The following is a 21,084-nucleotide window of genomic DNA, read 5'->3' on the forward strand; positions in this document are numbered from 1 at the left end:
TCAGCGCGTGCCCCAGTTGTAGAAGTCCTTGTGCAGACCGGCGTAGATCAGGCTCTCGGTGTGCTCGACGCCGGGGATGGCGCGCACGCGCATCGACACCAGCTCGAGCAGATCTTCGTCGGTCTCGCAGATGGCTTCGGCGAGCACGTCGAAGGTGCCGAGGGTGACGACGACGTAGGCGATCTCGTCGAATGCCTTGACCGCCTCGGCGACCTCGCGGGGATCACCCGAGGTGCGGATGCCGATCATCGCCATCCGCGCGAAGCCGAGCTGCCGGGGGTCGGTGACCGCGACGATCTGCATGACGCCCGAGTCGGTGAGGCGCTGCACACGCTGACGCACCGCCGCCTCGCTGAGTCCGACCGCACGGCCGATATCCGCGTACGGGCGTCGTCCGTCCTGCTGCAGCAGCTCGATGATCCGCTTCGAGACGTCGTCCAGCGTGACGGTCTTTGACTTGTCGGCCATGCGCCGATCCTGACATAAGAATGTCACGAACGCAACCGTATTCGTAGCAGAATCGGCTCAAAACCTCTGAATCCGCAGTATCTCTGGATAGAGTGACCCCATGGCAACGACGACGCTGCAGAACCACATCGGCGGCTCCCTGCGAAACGCCCACGGCACCGGCACCCTCGACCTCATCGACCCGGCCACCGAAGAGGTGTACGGCCGCATCCCCCTGTCCGATGCGCACGACCTCGACGCAGCCTACGCCGCCGCAGTGTCCGCCTTCCCGATCTGGCGGGAGAGGACACCGGCCGAGCGGCAGCTGGCGCTGTTCCGGATCGCGGATGCCATGGCATCCCGCGCCGAGGAGTTCGCCGACCTCGAATCGCAGGACACCGGCAAGCCGCGGGCCACCCTGGTGGCCGACGAAATCGAACAGTCGATCGACCAGCTGCGCTTCTTCGCCGGCGCCGCCCGCAGCCTCGAGGGGCGCGCGGCGGGGGAGTACGCCGCCGGGCACACCTCATACGTGCGTCGTGAGCCGATCGGGGTGATCGGTCAGGTCACCCCTTGGAACTACCCGCTGAACATGGCGGTGTGGAAGATCGCCCCCGCGCTCGCCGCCGGCAACACGGTCGTGCTCAAGCCCGCCGAGTCGACCCCGCTGTCGACCCTGCTGCTCGCCGAGATCGTCGCCGAGCACACTCCCGCCGGCACGCTGAACGTCGTGCTGGGCGGGCGCGAGACGGGGGCGGCGCTCGTCGCGCATCCCGTGCCGCAGATGGTCGCCATCACCGGATCGGTGCGGGCGGGCATGGCGGTCGCCGCGTCGGCGGCATCCGACCTGAAGCGCGTCCACCTCGAACTCGGCGGAAAGGCGCCCGCCGTCGTGTTCGACGACGCGTCAATCCAGAAGGCGGTGGATGCCATCGTCACCGCCGCGTTCTTCAACGCCGGCCAGGACTGCACCGCCGCGACCCGCGTGATCGCGCACTCGTCTGTGCACGACGAGGTGGTGAGGGCACTGGTGGCGCGCACGAAGACCCACGCCCGCACCGGCGCACCGCACGAGGACGGCGTGCTGTTCGGTCCGCTCTCCAGCGCGGCGCAGCTCGCACAGGTGCAGGGCTTCATCGACCGGCTGCCCGCGCACGCCACGATCGAGACCGGCGGACGCCGCCAAGGCGAGAAGGGGTACTTCTTCGAGCCGACGATCATCTCCGGCATGCGGCAGGATGACGAGGCGGTGCAGAACGAGATCTTCGGACCGGTGCTCACCGTGCAGTCGTTCGACACCGACGACGAAGCCCTCACCATGGCGAACGGGGTGCGCTACGCGCTCGCCGCGTCGATCTTCACGCGCGATCACACCAGGGCGATGCGCTTCACGCGCGACCTCGACTTCGGCTGCGTATGGGTGAACACGCACATCCCGTTCGTGTCAGACATGCCGCACGGCGGATTCAAGCACTCCGGCTACGGCAAGGACCTCTCGCAGTACGGCTTCGACGACTACACCCGCGTCAAGCACGTGATGACCGCGCTCGACTGACTCAGGCGAGGCGTTTCACCTGGCGCAGCTCGTGCAGCACGAGCCCCGGACGCTCGTCGACCTTCCGTGCGCCGTCGGATGCCCAGCCGTGCCGCTCGTAGAACGTCGCGGCGCGCGTGTTGCCTTCGAGCACCCAGAGGTACGCGGTCTCGTGGCCGTCTGAGCGCAGGGCATCCTCCACCGCGGTGATCAGCGCGTGGCCGACGCCGGTCGACCAGGCATCCGGATGCGCGTAGATGCCCCAGAGCTCACCCGAGCCGGGCGCATCGGCGTCGCGTGCCTCACCGTAGCTCGCCCAGCCGGCGACGCGGCCGTCGCGCTCGACGACGATCGTCTGCGAGGCGCGCGGCGTCTCGGAGAGCAGTCGCGCCCAGCCGGCCTCGCGCTCGGCGATCGACAGCTCATCGAGCACCGACTGCGGCATCAGCCCTCTATACGCCTGCTGCCAGGCGCGTACATGTACCAGGGCGATGTCGTGGGCGTCGTCCGAGGTCGCGGGTCGGATGTTCATGCCGGCTCCTTCCGATGGGGCTCACCAGGCCGTTCGAATCGCGTGAATGGCACGATTCTGGCCCGGTTCGTCGACAATTGAGCGATTCGGAGCTGGTGGGGGGTGTCAGGCGTCCCGGCGCGGGCCGTCGGAGGGATGCACGGTGAACACGTGCGGTGCGCCGAATCCTGCATCCGCGAACGCCCGGGTGACGGCATCCGCCATCCGGTCGACGGCGTCGCGCTCGACGAGCGCGATCGCGGCGCCGCCGAAGCCACCGCCGGTCATCCGCGCCCCGACCGCGCCGTGCGCGAGCGCCGTCTCGACGGCGAGGTCGAGCTCGGGAACCGAGATCTCGAAGTCGTCGCGCATCGACGCGTGCGAGGCGACCAGCAGGTCGCCGATCGCCCGCGGGCCGTCGGATCCGAGCACGCGCACGGTGTCGAGCACGCGCTGGTTCTCGGTGATCACGTGACGCACGCGGCGGAACGTGACGTCGTCCATCAGCTCTGCGGTGCGCGGCAGGTCGGACTCGGCCGCGTCGCGCAGCGACGGGATGCCCAGCAGCGCCGCGCCGCGCTCGCAGGCGTCGCGCCGCTCGCGATACCCGCCGGTGGAGTGCGAGTGGCTCACCTGCGTGTCGATGACGAGCACCTCGAGGCCCTCACCGGTGAACCCGGTGGGCACCGACTCGGTCGCCAGCGAACGGCAGTCGATGAACGTCGCGGCGTCCGGACGGCCGAGCATCGACGCCATCTGGTCCATGATCCCGGTGGGCGCCCCGACAGCCTCGTTCTCGGCGCGTCGGCCGACCTGCGCGAGGGCGACGGGGTCGAGGTCGAGCTTCCAGAGGTCGTTCAGGGCGGATGCCACCGACCCCTCGATCGCCGCGGACGACGACAGCCCCGCCCCGACCGGCACGTCGGATGCGATCGCGATGTCGACTCCGCGCAGCGCTGCCTCAGGAGCCGCGAGCTGGATGGCCCAGGCGACGCCGAGCACGTACGCAGACCACTCCGGCACGGCGGGCTCTGCGCCGACCGCCGTCGGGAAGAGCCGGTCGAGCTCGGAGATCGCGACCTCGACCGGCTCCGCGGCGAAGGTCGACGTCACGCGAATGCGGTCGTCGTCGCGCAGCCGGGCGGCGGTGAACGTGCGATGCGGGATCGCGAACGGCAGCACGAACCCCTCGTTGTAGTCGGTGTGCTCGCCGATCAGGTTCACCCGGCCCGGCGCCGACCAGACGCCCTCGGGATCGCGGCCGGTGAGCTCGGTGAACAGCGTGCGGGCGGCGTCAAGTGCGCTCATGCGGTGACCTCGGGAACGGATTCGATGGCGGTGCGGAGGCGCTCGGCGGCGACCTCGGGAAGGATCTCAGCGGTCCACGCGCCCATCGCCGCTTCGGATCCGGCGAGGAACTTCAGCTTGTCCTCGGCACGACGCGGGCTGGTCAGCTCGAGGCGCATGCGCACGGTCTCGCGACCGGTGTTCACGGGCGCCTGATGCCATCCGGCGATATAGGCCGTGGGGGTCGGGTACAGGGCATCCACCCCGCGCAGCAGACGCAGGTAGAGCGGGGCGAGCTCGTCGCGCTCGGCGTTGGTGAGCGCCGCGAAGTCGGGGGCGTGCCGATGCGGCATGAGGTGCACCTCGAGCGGCCAGCGGGCGGCGAACGGCACGAACGCCGTCCAGTGCTCGCCCTGCAGCACGAGGCGGTCCGAGTCGCGCTCGGAGTCGAGCACGCGCGTCATCAGGTCGGGAGCGGTGCGGTCGATGCTGTCGAGCAGCCGCTGCGTGCGCGGGGTGACGTACGGGTAGGCGTAGATCTGCCCGTGCGGGTGCGGCAGTGTGACGCCGATCGCCTCGCCGCGGTTCTCGAACGGGAAGACCTGCTGGATGCCGGGGAGGGCCGACAGCGCCGCCGTGCGGTCTGCCCATGCCTCGATCACCGTGCGTGCGCGGGTGACCGACTGCGTGCCGAACGACCCTTCGTGGTCGGGGCTGAAGCACACGACCTCGCAGCGGCCGATGCTCGTGCGCGTGCGGCCGACGCCGAGCTCGGCGAGATCGTCGAGCCCGCGCGGGGCGTTGCGGGCCGCCGGCACACCGCCGACGGCCTCGATCAGCGCCGGACCGAAGGCGGGGGAGCGGTTCTCGAAGACGGCGACGTCGTATTGCGCCGGAACCTCGGACGGGTTGCTCGGCGTCTGGGGGGCCAGCGGATCCGCGTCGGCGCTGGGCATCATGACCCGGTTCTGACGTGCGGTGGCGAAGGTGATCCAGTCGCCCGTGAGCACGTCCTGCCGCATCGTCGCGGTCTCGGGGCGCCCGTCGAGCGTGCGCGCGTCGACGCCTCGCTCGGATCCGAGGCTCGTGCCGGGGTCGTCGTAGTAGAGCAGCTCGCGACCGTCGGCGAGGCGGGTGGCGCGCCGGACGACGCCGGCGCCGAGTTCGGACGTTCGCAGCTCGGGGGATTCTGACATGTTCACGTCAACACGGTACCGCGGCCGCTGTGATAACGTCAACATTCCGGAGTTGCGAGCGCTCGAGAGGAAGACCGGATGCCGACATCCGCACGCGTGTCCATGGCGATGGTCGCCCAGCGCGCCGGGGTCTCCGGTCAGACCGTCTCGCGGGTGGCGAACGGAAGCCCCAGGGTCGACCCCGAGACGAGGGCGCGCGTCGAACGGGCGATGGCCGAGCTCGGCTACCGCCCGAACCGCGCCGCCCGCGCCCTGCGCACCGGTCGCAGTCAGACCCTCGGCCTCGTCGCGCAGACCCTCGCCACCGTGGGCAACTCCCGCATGCTGCAGGCCGTCGCCGACGCCGCGGCGTCGCGCGGCTATGCGCTGACCGTGCTCACCCTCGGCGCGGATGCCGACATCGCCGACGCTTTCGATCGCCTCCGCGACCAGGGGGTCGACGGCGCCATCGTGCTGAACGAGGCCACCGCGCTGGCGCGCGACGCGGCCTCGGGCGGATTGCGCCTCGTGGTCGTCGACTCGCCGCCCGACGAGCGCTTCACCGTCATCGGCACCGACCACGCGTCGGGCGCTCGCGCGGCCACCGAGCACCTCCTGCGCGCCGGGCACCGTGCGGTGCACCACCTCGCCGGGCCGGTCGGGTCGTTCGCCTCCGCCGAGCGCGAGCGCGGCTGGCGCGACGCGCTCGCCGCGGCGGGCATCGATCCGCCCGAGCCCGTGCGCGGCGACTGGAGTGCGGCATCCGGATTCGAATCGGTGGCGCGGATGCCGGCATCCGGCGTCACCGCGATCTTCGCTGCGAACGATCAGATGGCGCTCGGTGCCCTGCGCGCTCTGGCGGAGTCCGGACGCCGTGTGCCGGACGACGTCGCGGTGATCGGGTTCGACGACATCGCCGACGCCGCGGACTTCCAGCCTCCGCTGACCACCGTCCGGCAGGATTTCGACGCGCTCGGCGAGCACGCCGTCGGCGCTCTCGTCGCATGGATCGAGGGCGAGCGGCCCGCCGACCTGCTGCTGCCGCCCGCGCTGATCGGCCGCGCCAGCGCCTGAGCCCCGCTCAGAACTCGAGCATCACCTTGATCGCGCGACGCTCGTCCATGGCTCGATACCCGTCTGCGGCGTCGTCGATCGACAGCGTCTGATCGAACACGACGCCCGGGTCGATCTCGTCGGTCATGATCCGGTCGATCAGATCGGGCAGGAAGCGGCGCACGGGTGCAGGACCGCCGTGCAGGTGGACGCCGGAGAGGAACAGCTCCTGCCCGTCGAGGCTCACGCCGTGCGAGACGCCGACGAATCCGACGTGCCCGCCGGCGCGGGTCGAGCGGATCGCCTGCTGCATCGCCTCCTGCGTGCCGACCGCTTCGATGGTGGAGTGCGCCCCGTAGCCGCCCGTCATCTCCTTGATCGCCGCGACGCCGGCATCCCCTCGCGCCTCGACGATGTCGGTGGCGCCGAAGCGACGGGCGAGCGCCTGGCGGTCGGCGTGCCGCGACATCGCGATGATGCGCTCGGCCCCCAGCTGCGACGCCGCGAGGACGCCGAGCAGCCCGACCGCCCCGTCGCCGACCACGGCGACCGTCTTGCCGGGCCCGGCCTCGGCCGCGACGGCCGCGAACCACCCGGTGCCGAGCACGTCGGAGGCGGCGAGCAGGCTGCGGCGCCGTTCGGGGGTGATGTCGCCCGTGACCTTCACGAGCGTCCCGTCCGCCCAGGGGATCCGGGCGTACTCGGCCTGCGTGCCGATCGATCCCATCCCGACGACGTGGATGCATCGCGACTGGTACCCCGCTCGGCAGATCTCGCAGGTGTTGTCGGATGCCATGAACGAGCCGACCACGAAGTCTCCGACCCGGATGTCGCGGACCGCCGACCCGACCTGCTCGACGACGCCGATGTACTCATGACCCATCCGCGACGGCCGCTTCACCGGCGAGATGCCGCGATACGGCCACAGGTCGGAGCCGCAGATGCAGGCCGCGTCGACGCGGATGATCGCGTCGGTCGGCTCCACGAGCTCGGGGGTCGGGACATCCTCGACCCGGACGTCGCCGGGTCCGTGCATGATGACTGCGCGCATGGGTCTACTCCATCACTCCGACGGGCGGATTGCGAGAGGCTCGACGCCGGTATCCTGAACGGGTGAGCGAGCATCCCGATCGTCGTTTCCCGCGTTCGGTGTTCCGGCAGGGCAGCGAGCCGGACGTGCGCTTCTCGCTCGCGAACGAGCGCACCTTCCTCGCCTGGACGCGCACGGCGCTCGCCCTGATCGCGGGTGGCGTGGCGCTCGAGGCGCTCGCGCTCGACATGTACGCCCCGCTGCGCCTGGCCGCGTCCCTCGTGCTCATCATCACGGGCATCCTGCTGCCGATCATCGCCTGGGTGGAGTGGTCGCGGGTCGAGCGCGCCATGCGGCTGGGCCGGCCCCTGCCGCACCCTCCCACGGGAATCGTGCTCGCACTGGCCGTGGTCGCCTCGGGCGTGCTCGTGCTGCTCGCCGTGCTGCGATGAGCGGCCGCGCCGGAGGGCCGGCGACCGCACCCTCGTGGCCGGGTCCCTTCGACGCCGGCCTGCAGCTCGAGCGCACGTCGCTGTCGTGGCGCCGCACCGCACTGTCGCTCGCGGTCGGCTCGCTCGTCTCGCTGCGGCTGCTTCCGCTGTGGCTGGGCGGCGCGCAGTGGGTGCTGCCGGGAATGGCGGGTCTGCTGGCGGCATCCCTGCTCTGGCGGGTGTCGCGCCGACGGCATCGCGCATTCATGGCGGACGTCGAGCAGGATCGCCCTCCGCGTGCGGCCGGTGCAGGAGCGCTGCTCGTGCTCGCCGCCGGGGTGGCGGCGGCGGGGATGCTGGGACTGGCGGCCGTGCTGATCGTGTCGATCCGGTAGCGGCGCCCGCTACCGGCCGACCGTGCGGAACCCGGCGTTGCCCATCGACGAGTCGGGCGTGTTCTGCGACCGTGCCGAGTTGCGGTATCGGTTGCAGTACGACGAGTGACACAGGTAGCTGCCGCCGCGCAGCACGCGCGACTGCCCGCGTTCCGGCCCGGTCGGAGCGTGCGACGGCGAGACGCGGTAGTACCCGGGCGAGAACCAGTCCGACGCCCACTCCCACACGTTGCCGACCATCTGCCACAGTCCGTAGCCGTTGGGTTCGAACGAGCGCACCGGCGCGGTGGTCAGGAAGCCGTCCTCGAGCGTGTTGGTGCGCGGGAACTCGCCCTGCCAGATGTTCGTGCGCCAGCCGCCGTCGTCGACCTCGTCATCGCCCCACGGGTACTTCCGCTGCTCGAGACCGCCGCGCGCCGCGTACTCCCACTCGGCCTCGGTGGGTAGTCGGCGCCCCGCCCATTCGCAATAGGCCTGAGCGTCGTTCCAGCTGATGTGCACCACCGGATGATCGCCCAGTCCGTCGATGCTCGAGTGCTGTCCGCCGGGATGCCGCCAGTCGGCGCCGCGCACACCGATCCACCACGGGGTCTGCGGCGGCCGGCCCAGCACGTCGGCCTCGTCGGCCGCGAGGGCGAGATGGAACACGGCCGAGAAGCCGAACTCCTCGGCCTCGGTGCGGTATCCGGTGTCGTCGACGAAGCGCGCGAAGTCGTCGTTGGTCACGCTCGTGGCATCCATCGAGAATGCGTCGAGGCTCACCCGGTGCAGCGGCACCTCGCCGTCGGCCGCGTTGCGGTCGCCAGACGAGTCGCCCATCACGAATGACCCTGCCGGGACGACGACCTGCGGCACGGCGTGCTGCGAGGAGCCTGCTGTCGGGGAGGCGCCGGGGCGCAGCGAGACGGTCGCGAAAGCCGATCGAGACGGCGTGCCGCAGCCGCACGAGCATTCAGCATCCACAGCGCATCCTTCCGGCGGCGTCCGGCGGGGCGGATGCCGCGAGACGAGCCTATCCGGGCCGTCGGGCGGGTTCCGCGGAATAGTTGATGTCCAGCAATAGTTGATGACTGTCAACGATCGGTGATACGGTTGAGAAAGATCAACCATCTTCCAGGAGCCGCACCTTTTGACCTCTCTTTCCTCCCCTCCCTCTTCGACCACCCGCTCGGCGCGTGAGGTGTTCACCGCCATCTCCGGCCTCATCGTCGGCATGTTCGTCGCCGTGCTCTCGGGCACCGTCGTCTCGACATCGCTGCCGGTCATCATCGCCGACCTGGGTGGCACGCAGGCCCAGTACACCTGGGTGATCACCGCCAGTCTGCTGGCGACGGCCGTATCCACTCCGATCTGGGGCAAGCTCGCCGATCTGCTCGACCGCAAGGTGCTCGTGCAGGTATCACTCGTGCTGTTCACCCTCGGCACGGTGATCGCGGGCTTCTCGACCGACACGAACATGCTCATCGCCGTGCGCGTCGTGCAGGGGATCGGCGTGGGCGGCCTTATGTCGCTGGTCATGGTCGCCGTGGCCCTGATCATCTCGCCACGCGAGCGCGGCAAGTACATGGGCGTGGTCGGCGGCATCATGGCCTTCGCCACGATCGGCGGCCCGTTGCTGGGTGGATTCATCACCGACGTGTGGGGGTGGAGGGCGAACTTCTTCGTCGGCGTGCCGTTCGCCGTGCTCGCGCTCGTGCTGCTGCAGCTCACCCTGCACCTGCCCAAGCCGCAGAACGCGAAGGTCTCGATCGACTACCTCGGCATCGTGCTGCTCGCCGTCGGCGTCTCGGCGCTGCTGATCTGGGTCTCGATGGGTGGCTCGCAGTTCGACTGGGACTCCTCGACCAGCTACGCGCTCGGCATCGGAGCCGCGGTCGTGATCCTCGCCTTCATCGCGGTCGAGTTCGTCGTGCCCGAGCCGATCGTGCCGATGACGCTGTTCAAGAACCGCACGTTCACGCTCTCGGTGATCGCCTCGATCGCGATCGGCGTCTCGATGTTCGCCACCTCGGTCTTCCTCGCGCAGTACTTCCAGCTCGCCCGCGGCGCCACCCCGACGGAGTCGGGTCTGATGACCATCCCGATGATCGTCGGCCAGATGGGCGCGTCGATCATCATCGGCCAGCTCGTGAGCCGCTTCGGCAAGTGGAAGGGCTGGATGATGCTGGGCTCGGTGCTCGCCCTCGTCGGCGTGTCTCTGATGTCCACGCTGCGCTGGGACACCCCGTTCCCCCTGGTCGCGATCTACATGTTCGTGCTGGGCGCGGGGCTCGGCATGGTGATGCAGAACCTCACCCTCATCGTGCAGAACGACACCCCGGCACGTCAGCTGGGCGCCGCGTCGTCGGGCGTCAACTTCTTCCGCACCATCGCGGGAACCATCGGCGTGACCATCATGGGCTCCATCCTCGCCACCAACGTCGGCGCGTACATCAAGGACGACCTCGCGACGTTCGTGCCGAAGTCGCCGGAGGAGGTGAGCGCTCTGACGTCGCTCGGCTCGGGCAACGTGCCCGACATGTCGAGCCTGCCGGAGAGCATCCGCCGCGTGGTCGAGTCTGCCTACGGACTGGGCATCGCCGACGCGTTCATCGTCGCCGTGCCGCTGGCCGTGATCGGCGTGATCGCGATCGCGTTCATCCGCAACAAGCCGCTGTCGACGAAGAACTCGGCCGAGCAGCTGCGCGAGCAGGCCGAAGGGTCGGCGATCGAGGTCGCCGAGGCCGAGGTGGGCGGGTCGACCGGCAGCATCCGCGTGGTCGCGAACGACGGCCGCGTGCCGGAGCAGGTGCGCTGAGGTGCAGACGCAGAGCGTCGACGAGGCACTCGCCGACTTCCAGGGGCAGCTGAACCTCATCTTCTCGCGGGCGAAGACCCTCTGGCGCGAGTCCGCGGCGCGGATGCACCCCGACCTGCAGCCCTCCGGATACAAGCTGCTGTCGTACATCGCCCGCACGGGCGGCGCGAACGCCCACCAGCTCGCCGAGCTGTTCGAGATGGACAAGTCGATGGTGAGTCGTCAGATCCGGATGCTGGAGGACTTCGGGCTGCTCGAGTCCCGCCCGGACGAGCGCGACGGCAGGCTGCGGGCGCTCACCGCCACCGCCGCGGCGCAGGAGACGCTCGCCCAGCTGCGGTCGGAGAACGCCGAGCGGATGCGGGCCGTGCTCGCCGAGCTGACGCCGGAAGAGGTGCAGGCCGCGTCGAAGGCGTTCCGCCTGCTCGCGGAGGTCTGAGCCCGGGGGCGTCGCCCCCCCGATCGCGTGCGGGGTCGGTTGTGCACGATTTCGGCGCTGGATGCGTACGCAAGTGACCTCGCACCGCTGCTCGCGGATGCGTACCGAACTGACCTCGCAGGGCGATCGCACGGCGATCGCACGGCGATCGCACGGCGACCGCGGGGCCGGAAGGGCCGCGGTTTAGGCTGGCGAGGTGAGCGATGCCCCCGACGATGCGCCCCTCCCCGACGACACCCTCGACGGCGCGGCGCTCGACGATGCCGTGCACCGCGTCGAGCGGGAGCTCGGCCGGCTGTTCGCGCGGATCCGCGTGGGGTGGCGCGACGCGGCGGCGACCGTGCATCCGGAGCTGCAGCCGTTGGGCTACCAGGTGCTCGTGTCGATCGTGAACGGCCACGGCAGCGCCGGCGAGATCATCGATCGCCTGCAGACCGACAAGTCGGCGGTGAGCCGCCAGGTGAGTCGGCTCACCGAGCTCGGGCTGGTCGAGAGCATCCGGGATGCCGATGATCGGCGCGCCCGTCGTCTGGTCGCCACGCCCCTGGCCGTCGATCGCGTCACCGCGGCGCGCGCGGCGTACGAGAGCCGCCTCGCCGAGCGCCTGCGGCGCTGGTCGGCCGAGGATCTCGACCACTTCGCGGACCTGCTCGACGACCTCGCGAACTGACCGGGCTTGCGGTGGGCGACGGAAGGTGCTTTTATATCGGAAAGCGTTTACCCATCACTTTCCGACGGGACTCCCTCCCACCGGGCACAGACCTCGACAGAACGGACCACCATGACCGACGTGCGTGAGATCGGCATCATCATGAACGGCGTCTCCGGACGCATGGGCTACCGGCAGCACCTCGTGCGATCGATCCTCGCGATCCGCGATCAGGGCGGCGTCGAGCTGCCCGACGGCTCGAAGGTCACGGTCAGGCCGATGCTCGTCGGGCGCAGCGAGGCGAAGCTCGCCGAGCTCGCCGCCAAGCACGGCATCGACGACTACACGACCGACCTCGACGCCGCGCTCGCCGACCCGAAGTGGGAGATCTACGCCGACTTCCTGGTGACCAAGGCGCGCGCCACCGCGATCCGCAAGGCCATCGCCGCCGGCAAGGCGATCTACACCGAGAAGCCCACCGCCGAGTCGCTGGAAGAGGCCCTCGAGCTGGCGAAGCTCGCGCAGGATGCCGGCGTCAAGACCGGGGTCGTGCACGACAAGCTCTACCTGCCCGGGCTGCAGAAGCTCAAGCGCCTGATCGACTCGGGCTTCTTCGGCCGCATCCTCTCGGTGCGCGGCGAGTTCGGCTACTGGGTGTTCGAGGGCGACTGGCAGCCGGCGCAGCGCCCCAGCTGGAACTACCGCACCGAAGACGGCGGCGGCATCATCACCGACATGTTCCCGCACTGGAACTACGTGCTCGAGAACCTCTTCGGTGAGGTGAAGAGCGTCTACGCCCAGGCCGCCGTGCACATCGCCGACCGCTGGGACGAGAAGGGCGAGCACTACACCGCCACCGCCGAAGACGCCGCGTACGGCATCTTCGAGATCGAGGGCGGCGTGATCGCCGAGATCAACTCCTCGTGGACCGTGCGCGTGAACCGCGACGAGCTGGTCGAGTTCCAGGTCGACGGCACGCACGGCTCGGCCGTGGTCGGCCTGTTCGGCTGCAAGATCCAGCCGCGCAACGCCACCCCGAAGCCGGTCTGGAACCCCGACCTCGAAGACACCCACGACTACGACGGCGACTGGCAGAACGTGCCGACGAACGACGTCTTCCTCAACGGCTTCCGCCAGCAGTGGGAGGAGTATCTCACCTCGTACGTGCTCGGCACCGACTACCCGTTCGACCTGCTCGCGGGCGCCCGCGGGGTGCAGTTCGCTGAGGCCGGCCTGACCTCGAGCGCCGAGGGCCGCAAGGTCGCCATCGAGAGGCTGTCGCTGTGACGACGCTTCGCCTGCTCTCGGCATCCGGAGATCTCTCCGATGCCACGCTCAACGACTCGGGCGGGTACGCGCGCCCGACCTCGCCGCTGCGCTCGCGCGTGGCCTACGCCGCGGCGCACGTCGTGCCGCGGACGCACGCCGACAACACCCCCGGCCAGCCCGCCGACATCGACTGGGATGCGACACTCGCGTTCCGCCGCAACGTCTATTCGTGGGGGCTGGGGGTGGCGGATGCCATGGACACCGCCCAGCGCAACATGGGCCTCGACGCCGCGGCGACGCGCGAGCTGATCGCCCGCAGCGCCGAGGTGGCGCGCGAGGAGGGCGGGTCGGTCGTGGTCGGGGTCAACACCGATCACGTCGCCGAGACGCACATCTCGCTGGATGCCGTCGTCGACGCGTACGTGTCGCAGCTCGAGTTCACCGAGGAGCAGGGCGCGGGGCCGGTGCTGATGGCATCCCGCCACCTTGCCCGCGTCGCCGAATCGCCCGACGACTACCGCCGTGTCTACCGCGCGGTGCTCGAACGGGCGACCACGCCGGTGGTGCTGCACTGGCTGGGCCCGGCGTTCGACCCCGAGCTGCAGGGCTACTTCACTTCGACTTCGCTCAGCACAAGCGGTGCCCCAGACGACTGGCAGACGGCATCCGAAGTGCTGCTCGAGATCATCGGGGAGAACCCGTCGAAGATCGCCGGTGTCAAGATGAGCCTGCTCAACGCCGAGAGTGAGATCTCGGTGCGTGAGCGTCTTCCCGAAGGTGTGCGCATGTTCACCGGCGACGACTTCAACTACGTGTCGCTGATCGGCGACTCGCAGGTCGGGCGACGGTCGTACTCCGACGCGCTGCTGGGTGCGTTCGCCGCCATCACCCCGGTCGCCTCGGCGGCGATCCAGGCGCTCGACGCCGACGATCACGAGGCGTACCGGCGCATCCTCGGTCCGACCGAAGAGCTCAGCCGCCAGGTGTTCGCCGCGCCGACGTTCTACTACAAGACCGGCGTCGCGTTCCTGTCGTGGCTGAACGGGCACCAGCCCGCGTTCCAGATGGTGGGCGGTCTGCACTCCGCGCGCAGCCTGCCGCATCTGTCGCGCATCGTCGAGCTGGCCAACGCGTCGCTCGCGCTCGAGAACCCCGAGCTCGCGCGCGAGCGCTGGCACGGCATGCTGAAGCTGAACGGACTGGACGCGTGATGACTCCCGACCCCCGCCTGTCGATCAACCAGGCGACCATCAAGTACGCCGATCTCGCCACGGCCCTGCGGGTGACCGCCGACGCCGGCGTGCAGTCGATCGGACTGTGGCGCGAGCCGGTGAACGAGGTCGGCCTCGACACCGCGGCGACGATGCTCGCCGACTCGGGGCTGCGCTTCTCGACCCACTGCCGAGGGGGGTTCTTCACCCTCCCGGCCGGGCCCGCGCGCGACGCCGCGCTCGACGACAACCGACGAGCGATCGACGAGACCGCGGCCCTCGCCGCCGCGGGCGCCGAGGGATCGACGGCCGTCCTCGTGCTGGTCGCCGGCGGCCTGCCCGAGGGGTCGCGCGACCTGAACGGCGCGCGCGAGCGGGTTCGGGATGCCCTGGGCGTGCTCGCCCCGTACGCGCAGAGCGCCGGGGTCACGCTGGCGATCGAGCCCCTGCATCCGATGTTCGGCTCGGACCGCTGCGTGGTGACCACGCTCGGCCAGGCGCTGGACATCGCCGCCGACTTCGACGCCGCGACGGTCGGCGCTGCGGTCGACACCTTCCACATCTGGTGGGATCCGCAGGTGCACGAGCAGATCGCCCGTGCGGGTCGCGAGGGCCGCATCTCGACGTATCAGGTGTGCGATTGGAAGACGCCGTTCCCCGCCGACGTGCTGCTGTCGCGGCACTACATGGGCGACGGGATCATCGACTTCGCCTCGCTCACCCGCGCGGTCGTCGAGACCGGCTACGACCGCGACATCGAGGTGGAGATCTTCAACGCCGACATCTGGTCGGACGCGCCGGAGAAGGTCGTCGCGCGCACCGCCGAGGCGTTCTCGGCGACGGTCTCGCCGTACCTGTGATGTGCTGGTGCGGGAGGCGCGCATGATCAGAGCGGGGCTGTGCTCGGTGACGTTTCGGCAGCTGGCCGCCGAGGAGGTGGCCGCGCGGGCCGCGGTGGCCGGGCTCGAGGTGATCGAGTGGGGTGGCGACGTGCACGTGCCGCCCGGCGATGTCGAGCGCGCCGCGGAGGTCGCGGCGGCGACGACGGATGCAGGCCTTGCGGTGTGCTCGTACGGCTCGTACTTCCGCGCCGGAGCAGACGAGTCGCTCACGCCGATCCTCGACAGCGCGACCGCGCTGGCCGCGGACCGCGTGCGCATCTGGGCCGGCCGCACGGGTTCGGCCGATGCGAGCCCCGAGCAGTACGCGCAGGTCGTCTCGCGGCTGCGGGATGCCGTCGCCGAGGCGTCCGAGCGGCGCGTCGCCCTAGCGCTGGAGTTCCACCGGCGCACGCTCGCCGACACCCCGGCGGCGACGCTGCGACTGCTGGCGGACGTGCCTGGGCTCTCGACGTACTGGCAGCCCACCGTGGACGCCCCCGACGATGTCGCCCTGCACGAGTTCGCGCAGATCGCCGAGCACACCAGCGCCGTGCACGTGTTCTCGTGGTGGCCGTTCGACACGAGGCTGCGCCTCAGCGCGCGCGAGAGCCTCTGGCATCCGCTCTTCGTCGCGGCGTCGGCGCAGCCGGTGCCGCCGCGCGACGCGCTGCTCGAGTTCGTCGTCGACGACGACCCGGCGCTGCTGGCAGCGGAGGCGGCGACTCTGCTCGACCTCCTCGATCGCGGTGCCGCGTCCGAGTCGCCCCGCCCTGTGCCGGGTCGGGATGCCGGCAATCGGTAGGCTGTGGCCATGACCGCCGACGCCGCGTCCGCGCGCACCTCGCCGCCCACGCTGCACGACGTGGCACGCACGGCGGGGGTCTCGCTCGCCACCGCATCCCGGGTGCTGAACGGCTCTGAGCGCAAGGTCGCCGAGTCGTTCCGCGAACGCGTCGAGAAGGCGGCCGAAGAGCTCGGCTACACGGCGAACGCCTCGGCGCAGGCCACGGCGAGGGGCACATCGGCGGCCATCGCGCTGCTCGTCGCCGACATCGCCGACCCCTACTTCGGGCTGATCGCCTCGGGCGTGGCCCGCGGCGCCGACGAGGAGGGGCTGATCGTCACCATCGCGATCACCGAGCGCGACCCGCAGCGGGAGACGAAGATCCTGCGTGCGCTGCGCGGGCAGCGTCCGCGTGGCGTGATCCTCGCCGCCTCGCGGGGCAACGACGGTGAAGACGACACGCACGGCGAACTCTCCGCATTCTCCGGTCTGGGCGGACGCACCGTCACGTTCGGCCCCGGCGGCGACCGCAGCATCCGCATCGACAACCGCGGCGGCGCCGAGCGCCTGGGCCGCGCGATGGCGGCTCTCGGCTACCGCCGCGCGATCGCGATCGGCGCCACGGAGGGCGTGCGCACATCCGATGACCGACTCGGCGGCTTCACCGCCGGGTTCGGCGCCGAGGGCGGCGTCGTCGAACGCACCTATCGCGGCACGTTCGAGCGCGAGTCCGGGGCCGCGTCCATGAGGCAGGCGCTCGCCGACGGCGTCGACCCCGGCACCCTCGTCTTCGCGCTCAGCGACGTGATCGCCATCGGCGCCATGACCGCCATCCGCGAGGGCGGGCGACGCGTGGGCGCGGACATCGCGGTCTGCGGATTCGACGACGTGCCCGTCAGCCGCGACGTCACCCCGAGGCTGAGCACCGTGCGGGTGCCGCTGATCGAGCTCGGGTATCAGGCGTTCCGGGCGACCGTCGACGACGAGTGGCACCCGTCCACGGCCGATCTCGATGTGATCGTGCGCGAGAGCACGCCCGGAGTCGACCGGTGACGCGCGTCGTCTTCGCCCCCGACAGCTTCAAGGGCACGATCGCCGCCGCCGACGCGGCGCGGGTCCTCGCGGAGGCATGGGCGTCGGTCGATCCTGGCGTCTCGCCGGTGCTGCGCCCGATGGCCGACGGGGGAGAGGGCACCGTCGCGGCCTTCGCCGCCGCAGTGCCGGGAGCGCGCCGGATGCCGATCACCGTCGACGGCCCCGCCGGGCATCCCGTCGATACCGCGTGGCTGCTGCTGCCGGCCTCCGACGATGCGCCCGACGGCACCGCCGTGATCGACATGGCCTCGACATCGGGCATCGAGCTGCTCGACGAGCTGCGCCCGTGGGACGCCGATTCGCGCGGCTTCGGCCAGGCCATCGCCGCGGCTCTCGACCACGGCGTCTCTCGTCTCGTGCTCGGCATCGGCTCGAGCGCATCGACCGACGGCGGCACGGGCATGCTGCGCGCGCTCGGCGCGCGGTTCCTCGACGCGCGCGGAGCGGAGACGGCGCCCGGTGCCCGCGGGCTGGGCGATATCGCCTCGGCGGATCTGAGCGCGCTCCGCCCGGCTCCCGAGGTGCGGGTGCTCACCGACGTCACCAACCCGCTCACCGGCGCCCGGGGCGCCGCGGCGGTGTTCGGCCCGCAGAAGGGGCTGACCGATCCCTCGGATCAGCAGCAGACGGATGCCGCACTCGAGCGCCTCGCCCGACTGCTCGCCCTCGATCCGGCCGTGCCCGGTTCCGGAGCGGCGGGCGGTGTCGGGGCGGCGCTGATCGCCTGGGGTGGAACGCTGCTGCCCGGGGCGGCCGAGGTGGCGCACCTGATCGGACTCGCCGATGCCATCGCCGCCGCCGATGCGGTCGTGACCGGTGAGGGCGCCTACGACGGGCAATCCGGCGACGGCAAGGTGCCGTCGTTCGTGGCATCCCTCGCCGCCGCCTCCGGCGTCGACGCGGTGCTCGTGGCCGGTCTGATAGCGCCGGATGCCGATCTCGCGCCGTTCACGGCATCCGCCTCGCTCACCGAGGTGGCCGGCTCGCCGGCGTCCGCGCTGGCGGACACGCACCGGTGGCTGCACGAGGCCGGTCGCCGGCTTGCGCTCGCGATGCGCGGCTCCGGGCCGGCATCCGGATCCTGACCTCGCTCAGCGGGCGACCGCGCAGAGCCGCCGACGGCGCTCGCGCTCAGCCCCCGAGGGCGGCGGACACGACGACCCGCGCCTCCTCCTGCACCTGCGCGAGATGCTCCGGACCCTTGAGGCTCTCGGCGTACAGCTTGTAGACGTCCTCCGTGCCCGACGGACGCGCGGCGAACCACGCGTGCTCGGTCTGCACCTTCAGTCCGCCGATCGCCGCGCCGTTGCCCGGTGCGTGCGACAGCTTCGCGGTGATGGGCTCGCCGGCCAGATCGGTCGCGGTCACGGCATCCGGAGCCAACCTGCCCAGCGCCGCCTTCTGCTCGGGCGTCGCCGGGGCGTCCACCCGCTGGTACGCCGACGAGCCGAAGGCCTGCTCGAGCTCGCGGTAGCGCTCCGACGGCGTCTTGCCGGTCACAGCGATGATCTCGGCGGCGAGCAGGCAGAGCAGGATGCCGTCCTTGTCGGTCGACCAGACCGTGCCGTCCTTGCGCAGGAACGACGCACCGGCCGACTCCTCCCCGCCGAACGCGACCGAGCCGTCGAGCAGACCCGGCACGAACCACTTGAACCCGACCGGCACCTCGAGCAGGCGGCGGCCGAGCGACTCGGCGACGCGGTCGATGATCATCGACGACACGAGCGTCTTGCCGATCGCCGCGTCGCGAGGCCACTCGGTGCGGTGCGAGAACAGGTAGTCGATCGCGACGGCGAGGTAGTGGTTCGGGTTCATCAGCCCCGCATCCGGGGTGACGATGCCGTGCCGGTCGGCGTCGGCGTCGTTGCCGGTGAGCACGTCGAAGTCGTCTCGCTTGGCGACGAGGGATGCCATGGCGCTCGGCGACGACGGATCCATCCGGATCTTCTCGTCCCAATCGAGGGTCATGAAGCGCCAGGTCGGATCGACCTCGGGGTTCACGACAGTCAACTCGATGCCGTGCATCTCCTTGATGAGCTGCCAGTACTCGACCGATGCCCCGCCCATCGGGTCGGCGCCGATGCGCACGCCCGCGCGCGCGATCGCCTCGATGTCGATGATCGAGGGCAGGTCGCGCACGTACGCATCACGGAAGTCGTATTGGCCGATCGAGTCGTCGTCGATGTCGGCATCCGGAATCCGCTCGACGCCCTCCAGGCCCGCCTCGATCAGCGCGTTCGCCCGCTGCGCGATCCACGACGTGGCATCGGTGTCGGCCGGGCCGCCGTGCGGCGGGTTGTACTTGAAACCGCCGTCGCGGGGCGGGTTGTGGCTCGGAGTGATGACGATGCCGTCGGCGCGGTGGGGGTCGCCCGACGCACGACCGCGGTTGTGGGTGAGGATCGCGTGGCTGAGCGCGGGGGTGGGCACCCACGAGTCACGGGAGTCCACACGCACGTCGACACCGTTGCCGATCAGCACCTCGATCGCGGTGCGCTCGGCCGGCAGCGACAGGGCGTGGGTGTCGCGGCCGAGGAACAGCGGGCCCGTGATGCCCTGCTCGCGCCGGTAGTCGACGATGGCCTGGGTCGTGGCGACGATGTGCTGCTCGTTGAAGCTGGTGCTGAGGGACGAGCCGCGGTGCCCGCTCGTGCCGAACGCGACGCGCTGAGCCGGGTCGGACGGATCGGGGATGCGGTCGTAGTAGGCGGCGATCAACTCGTCGACGTCGATCAGATCCTTTTCCTCCGCGGGGAGGCCAGCTCGGCTCGTCATGGGGATAGTCTGCCCCTCCTCGGGGCGCTCGCGCACCTCAGCCGGTGACGGATGTCGTCACAGGCGCGTTCGTGGTAGTGAAACGGCTCGAAGGGCCGCCGAGCCGCGGGGCTAGGCTGACGTGGTGACCGAACGCCGCACCTACAGCTACCTGGGCCCCGCAGGCACCTTCACCGAGGCAGCGCTCGATCAGGTGCCCGAGGCCAGGGGCCACGACTGGAAGCCCGTGCACAACGTCGGCGAGGCGCTCGACGACGTACTCGAGGGGCGTAGCCACGCGGCGATGATCGCGATCGAGAACTCGGTCGAGGGCGGGGTGTCGACCACGCTCGATGCGCTCGCGACGCTGCCGGGCCTGCGCATCATCGGCGAGTACCTGGTGAAGGTGAACTTCGTGTTGGTCGGCAAGCCGGGCGTGCGGCTGGAGGACGTCGAGGTCATCGCCGCGCATCCCGTCGCCTACGCGCAGTGCCACAGCTGGCTGGGCGAGCATGTGCCGAGGCACGCTCATGTTCCGGCGGCGAGCAATGTGGCATCCATCCTGGGTGTGCTCGACGGCTCGTCGCCGGCCCAGGCCGCCATCGCCGCGCCCGGCATCGTGCAGCACCACGACGTCGAGGTGCTCGCCGAGCAGATCGGCGACAACGACAACGCCGTGACGCGCTTCGTGCTCGTGTCGAAGCCGACCCCGCCGGGCGAGCCGACCGGAGCCGACAAGACCTCGCTGATCGTCGAGCTCCCCGACGACCGCCCCGGCGCGCTGCTCGACATGCTCGAGCAGTTCTCGACCCGCGGCATCAACCTGTCGCTGCTGCAGTCGCGTCCTGTCGGCGATGCCCTCGGCCGGTACCGGTTCGTGGTGGATGCCGACGGGCACGCGTACGACGAGCGCATGGCCGACGCGCTGCTCGGCATCCGGCGGTTCAGCCCCCGCGTCGTCTTCCTCGGCTCGTACCCGCGCGCTGACCGCCGGATCGTGCACTACCCCGAGCGCTACGCCGACGGCGTGTTCGTCGAGGCGCGCGACTGGCTGCGCGCGCTGCTGCACGGCGAACCCGAGGCGTAGCCCGCGGGCCCCTGCTCGCCGGGTGCGGGGTCATCCGCTCGCGTGCGGGCCCGCGCCGCCGGCGTGCGGGGTCGATTGTGCACGCGAATCCGCCCGGAAGTGTACGTATCTGACCCCGCAGCGGCGCGCCGGCCCTTCGCGGCGCGTGGTCCGCCGCGGCGCGCCGTCCGCCCGTGTGCCGGGTCCACCCGGGTGCGGGGTCAGTTGTGTACGCGGATCCGCCCGAAAGCGTACGTTACTGACCCCGCAGGGGGA

At 70.8% G+C, this 21,084-nt stretch carries 21 protein-coding genes; 14 read left to right on the forward strand and 7 right to left on the reverse strand.

What is annotated here, in order from left to right:
* Complete coding sequence (locus H9633_RS07575) at positions 1 to 468, reverse strand: Lrp/AsnC family transcriptional regulator (RefSeq protein ID WP_071644783.1); 468 nt, start codon at positions 466 to 468, stop codon at positions 1 to 3.
* Positions 469 to 568: 100 nt separating this feature from the next.
* Between H9633_RS07575 and H9633_RS07580 the strand changes: the two genes are divergently transcribed.
* Entirely contained in the window at positions 569 to 2,002 is a 1,434-nt protein-coding gene (locus tag H9633_RS07580; protein ID WP_191712665.1) for a gamma-aminobutyraldehyde dehydrogenase, read from the forward strand.
* A gap of 1 nt (position 2,003) precedes the next feature.
* On the opposite strand, the gene H9633_RS07585 is transcribed toward H9633_RS07580, so the two are convergent.
* The 3 genes from H9633_RS07585 to galT all read right to left on the reverse strand — a co-directional run bounded on the left by H9633_RS07585 (position 2,004) and on the right by galT (position 4,975).
* A complete protein-coding gene (locus tag H9633_RS07585) occupies positions 2,004 to 2,513 on the reverse strand; it encodes a GNAT family N-acetyltransferase (RefSeq protein WP_191712666.1) in 510 nt (169 codons plus the stop codon).
* Positions 2,514 to 2,618: 105 nt separating this feature from the next.
* On the reverse strand, positions 2,619 to 3,800 hold the full coding sequence (galK, locus tag H9633_RS07590) for a galactokinase (RefSeq protein WP_191712667.1): 1,182 nt from the start codon (positions 3,798 to 3,800) through the stop codon (positions 2,619 to 2,621).
* Entirely contained in the window at positions 3,797 to 4,975 is a 1,179-nt protein-coding gene (gene galT, locus H9633_RS07595) for a galactose-1-phosphate uridylyltransferase (RefSeq protein WP_191712973.1), read from the reverse strand. The genes galK and galT overlap by 4 nt, the downstream gene beginning before the upstream one ends.
* A 78-nt stretch (positions 4,976 to 5,053) precedes the next feature.
* On the opposite strand from galT, the gene H9633_RS07600 reads away from it, so the two are divergent.
* Positions 5,054 to 6,028: a LacI family DNA-binding transcriptional regulator gene (locus tag H9633_RS07600; protein ID WP_225211062.1), complete on the forward strand. Its 975-nt coding sequence runs from the start codon at positions 5,054 to 5,056 to the stop codon at positions 6,026 to 6,028.
* Between the two features lie 7 nt (positions 6,029 to 6,035).
* Here the strand turns inward: H9633_RS07600 and H9633_RS07605 are convergent, their stop codons facing one another.
* Positions 6,036 to 7,058, reverse strand: coding sequence for a zinc-dependent alcohol dehydrogenase family protein (locus H9633_RS07605; RefSeq protein ID WP_191712668.1), 1,023 nt, complete (start codon positions 7,056 to 7,058; stop codon positions 6,036 to 6,038).
* Positions 7,059 to 7,120: 62 nt separating this feature from the next.
* Between H9633_RS07605 and H9633_RS07610 the strand changes: the two genes are divergently transcribed.
* Both H9633_RS07610 and H9633_RS07615 read left to right on the forward strand, forming a co-directional pair.
* A complete protein-coding gene (locus H9633_RS07610; RefSeq protein ID WP_071641806.1) occupies positions 7,121 to 7,489 on the forward strand; it encodes a YidH family protein in 369 nt (122 codons plus the stop codon).
* Positions 7,486 to 7,863 carry a DUF202 domain-containing protein gene (locus H9633_RS07615; RefSeq protein ID WP_191712669.1) on the forward strand — a complete coding sequence of 126 codons (378 nt, stop codon included), beginning with the start codon at positions 7,486 to 7,488 and terminating at the stop codon, positions 7,861 to 7,863. Before H9633_RS07610 ends, H9633_RS07615 begins: the two co-directional genes overlap by 4 nt.
* Positions 7,864 to 7,872: 9 nt before the next feature.
* Here H9633_RS07615 and H9633_RS07620 read toward each other — a convergent pair whose 3' ends face one another.
* On the reverse strand, positions 7,873 to 8,826 hold the full coding sequence (locus tag H9633_RS07620) for a formylglycine-generating enzyme family protein (RefSeq protein ID WP_371260983.1): 954 nt from the start codon (positions 8,824 to 8,826) through the stop codon (positions 7,873 to 7,875).
* A gap of 217 nt (positions 8,827 to 9,043) precedes the next feature.
* Here H9633_RS07620 and H9633_RS07625 point away from each other — a divergent pair, with 217 nt between their 5' ends.
* From H9633_RS07625 to H9633_RS07665, 9 genes are all read left to right on the forward strand, one after another.
* Positions 9,044 to 10,660 (forward strand): MDR family MFS transporter, encoded by a 1,617-nt coding sequence (locus H9633_RS07625; protein ID WP_318247228.1) that lies wholly within the window; start codon positions 9,044 to 9,046, stop codon positions 10,658 to 10,660.
* A 1-nt stretch (position 10,661) separates the two neighbouring features.
* The gene (locus H9633_RS07630; RefSeq protein WP_318247229.1) at positions 10,662 to 11,099 is read left to right on the forward strand and encodes a MarR family winged helix-turn-helix transcriptional regulator; all 438 of its coding nucleotides are present in this window, start codon (positions 10,662 to 10,664) and stop codon (positions 11,097 to 11,099) included.
* A gap of 196 nt (positions 11,100 to 11,295) precedes the next feature.
* On the forward strand, positions 11,296 to 11,769 hold the full coding sequence (locus H9633_RS07635; RefSeq protein ID WP_191712672.1) for a MarR family winged helix-turn-helix transcriptional regulator: 474 nt from the start codon (positions 11,296 to 11,298) through the stop codon (positions 11,767 to 11,769).
* A gap of 111 nt (positions 11,770 to 11,880) precedes the next feature.
* Positions 11,881 to 13,035 carry a Gfo/Idh/MocA family protein gene (locus tag H9633_RS07640; RefSeq protein WP_071641793.1) on the forward strand — a complete coding sequence of 385 codons (1,155 nt, stop codon included), beginning with the start codon at positions 11,881 to 11,883 and terminating at the stop codon, positions 13,033 to 13,035.
* A complete protein-coding gene (locus tag H9633_RS07645; protein WP_191712673.1) occupies positions 13,032 to 14,228 on the forward strand; it encodes a dihydrodipicolinate synthase family protein in 1,197 nt (398 codons plus the stop codon). The genes H9633_RS07640 and H9633_RS07645 overlap by 4 nt, the downstream gene beginning before the upstream one ends.
* A complete protein-coding gene (locus H9633_RS07650) occupies positions 14,228 to 15,088 on the forward strand; it encodes a sugar phosphate isomerase/epimerase family protein (protein WP_191712976.1) in 861 nt (286 codons plus the stop codon). Before H9633_RS07645 ends, H9633_RS07650 begins: the two co-directional genes overlap by 1 nt.
* A 46-nt stretch (positions 15,089 to 15,134) precedes the next feature.
* Positions 15,135 to 15,911 carry a sugar phosphate isomerase/epimerase family protein gene (locus tag H9633_RS07655; protein WP_318247230.1) on the forward strand — a complete coding sequence of 259 codons (777 nt, stop codon included), beginning with the start codon at positions 15,135 to 15,137 and terminating at the stop codon, positions 15,909 to 15,911.
* Positions 15,912 to 15,920: 9 nt separating this feature from the next.
* Positions 15,921 to 16,946, forward strand: coding sequence for a LacI family DNA-binding transcriptional regulator (locus H9633_RS07660; RefSeq protein ID WP_191712675.1), 1,026 nt, complete (start codon positions 15,921 to 15,923; stop codon positions 16,944 to 16,946).
* Positions 16,943 to 18,073: a glycerate kinase gene (locus H9633_RS07665; protein WP_191712676.1), complete on the forward strand. Its 1,131-nt coding sequence runs from the start codon at positions 16,943 to 16,945 to the stop codon at positions 18,071 to 18,073. Before H9633_RS07660 ends, H9633_RS07665 begins: the two co-directional genes overlap by 4 nt.
* A 46-nt stretch (positions 18,074 to 18,119) precedes the next feature.
* Here H9633_RS07665 and pgm read toward each other — a convergent pair whose 3' ends face one another.
* The gene (gene pgm / locus H9633_RS07670) at positions 18,120 to 19,763 is read right to left on the reverse strand and encodes a phosphoglucomutase (alpha-D-glucose-1,6-bisphosphate-dependent) (RefSeq protein ID WP_191712677.1); all 1,644 of its coding nucleotides are present in this window, start codon (positions 19,761 to 19,763) and stop codon (positions 18,120 to 18,122) included.
* A gap of 124 nt (positions 19,764 to 19,887) precedes the next feature.
* Between pgm and pheA the strand changes: the two genes are divergently transcribed.
* Entirely contained in the window at positions 19,888 to 20,829 is a 942-nt protein-coding gene (pheA, locus tag H9633_RS07675; protein ID WP_191712678.1) for a prephenate dehydratase, read from the forward strand.
* Positions 20,830 to 21,084: the final 255 nt, after the last annotated feature.

The sequence above is a fragment of the Microbacterium commune genome (assembly GCF_014836945.1).
Taxonomy (GTDB): domain Bacteria; phylum Actinomycetota; class Actinomycetes; order Actinomycetales; family Microbacteriaceae; genus Microbacterium; species Microbacterium commune.

Bases quoted from the DNA above. Each gene is read 5' to 3' on its own strand.
- H9633_RS07575 (WP_071644783.1), bottom strand. From the start codon at position 468: ATGGCCGACAAGTCAAAGACCGTCACGCTGGACGACGTCTCGAAGCGG.
- H9633_RS07580 (WP_191712665.1), top strand. From the start codon at position 569: ATGGCAACGACGACGCTGCAGAACCACATCGGCGGCTCCCTGCGAAAC.
- H9633_RS07585 (WP_191712666.1), bottom strand. From the start codon at position 2,513: ATGAACATCCGACCCGCGACCTCGGACGACGCCCACGACATCGCCCTG.
- galK (WP_191712667.1), bottom strand. From the start codon at position 3,800: ATGAGCGCACTTGACGCCGCCCGCACGCTGTTCACCGAGCTCACCGGC.
- galT (WP_191712973.1), bottom strand. From the start codon at position 4,975: ATGTCAGAATCCCCCGAGCTGCGAACGTCCGAACTCGGCGCCGGCGTC.
- H9633_RS07600 (WP_225211062.1), top strand. From the start codon at position 5,054: ATGCCGACATCCGCACGCGTGTCCATGGCGATGGTCGCCCAGCGCGCC.
- H9633_RS07605 (WP_191712668.1), bottom strand. From the start codon at position 7,058: ATGCGCGCAGTCATCATGCACGGACCCGGCGACGTCCGGGTCGAGGAT.
- H9633_RS07615 (WP_191712669.1), top strand. From the start codon at position 7,486: ATGAGCGGCCGCGCCGGAGGGCCGGCGACCGCACCCTCGTGGCCGGGT.
- H9633_RS07640 (WP_071641793.1), top strand. From the start codon at position 11,881: ATGACCGACGTGCGTGAGATCGGCATCATCATGAACGGCGTCTCCGGA.
- H9633_RS07650 (WP_191712976.1), top strand. From the start codon at position 14,228: ATGACTCCCGACCCCCGCCTGTCGATCAACCAGGCGACCATCAAGTAC.
- H9633_RS07660 (WP_191712675.1), top strand. From the start codon at position 15,921: ATGACCGCCGACGCCGCGTCCGCGCGCACCTCGCCGCCCACGCTGCAC.
- pgm (WP_191712677.1), bottom strand. From the start codon at position 19,763: ATGACGAGCCGAGCTGGCCTCCCCGCGGAGGAAAAGGATCTGATCGAC.